Origin of the sequence: Paenibacillus tyrphae (assembly GCF_027925525.1) — a bacterium.
Classification (GTDB): Bacteria; Bacillota; Bacilli; order Paenibacillales; family NBRC-103111; genus Paenibacillus_G; species Paenibacillus_G tyrfis_B.
Map to the genome: position 1 here is coordinate 1 of NZ_BSDJ01000078.1, position 1,278 is coordinate 1,278.

General features: G+C 50.5%; 1 protein-coding gene and 1 pseudogene. Both read left to right on the forward strand.

Translation table 11 applies throughout. The features are described 5' to 3' along the window. Positions 1-329: pseudogene (locus tag QMG93_RS34900) on the forward strand (IS3 family transposase); the annotation flags it as partial. 35 nt (positions 330-364) lie between these two features. After that, on the forward strand, positions 365-1,231 hold the full coding sequence (locus QMG93_RS34905) for an IS3 family transposase (RefSeq protein ID WP_281944501.1): 867 nt from the start codon (positions 365-367) through the stop codon (positions 1,229-1,231). Positions 1,232-1,278: the final 47 nt, after the last annotated feature.

Below are 1,278 nucleotides of genomic sequence, written 5' to 3' on the forward strand. Positions count from 1 at the left end.
CTGCATTCAAGCTGGCCGCGGTACAAGCCTACGCACAAGGACAGACACCTTCGGAAATCTTTATTCGAGCTGGCTTTGACCTAGATATCATCGGTCATAAGAAGCCTAAACACAGTCTGAAACGCTGGCGTGACACCTACGACCGGTATGGTGAAGAAGGACTCACCACGGAAAGACGAGGAAAGGGTAGCACGGGCCGAAAACCAGCCGGTGAGTTGTCGACGGAAGAAGAATTAAAGCGGGCGAAGGCCAAGATTAAACTGCTTGAAGCCCAGGTAGACATTCTAAAAAAGCTCGAGGCGCTCGAAAGGCAGAAGAGAAAACGCTAAGGCCCTTCGAGCGCTACGAGATCATCTATCATACGATTCGGACATATGGGCTAAAGCGCATGACGCGTTATCTGTGTGAGCTTGCGGCTGTTAGTCCGAGCGGTTACTACAGGTGGCTTACAGCTGAACTGGATCGTCAGCTTCGCGTGGCGGCTGATGAGCGAGACATTGACCTTATCAAGCGGCATTTCGATGAGCTGCGAGGCAAGGCAGGTGCTCTGGTCATCAAGATGCGTCTCGAGCAGATCAGCGGCGTTGTCATGAATCACAAGAAAATTCGCCGCCTCATGCGCAAGACTGGCTTGGTCGCGGCAATACGTCAAGCTAATCCTTATCGCAAGATGGCTAAGGCGACTCAGGAACACCAAACCTGTCCCAACCTGCTCAAACGCCAGTTCAACCAAGGCGAGCCGGAGAAGGTGTTTCTCACCGATATTACTTACCTGCGCTATGGAAATGGACAATGGGCGTACCTTTCTTGCGTGAAAGACGGGGCTACCAGACAAATTCTTGCCGAATGTGTTGCAGCCACACTAGAAGTGTCGCTTGTAGAACGGACCCTTAATCGGCTGTTGGAACGACTAGACGGGAACATTCACCCCGAAGCCATTTTTCACTCTGATCAAGGCATGCACTACACCCACCCGAAAACGAGACTGAAAATCGCCAAGGCAGGCTTCAGGCAGTCCATGTCACGAAGGGGCAATTGCTGGGATAATGCCTCAATGGAATCGTTCTTCGGTCATATGAAAGATGAAGTAGACTTCAAGGATTGTCAAACCATTGACGAAGTTAGAGCGCGTGTCGCTGACTACATTCAGTATTACAATTCCGAACGATACCAATGGACGTTAAAAAAGATGACCCCCGACGAGTTCAGAGGTCATCTGCTGGCAAGTTAGACAAAGGCTGTTTGTTACAAACTGTCCACAATCTGGGTCACAGTTCA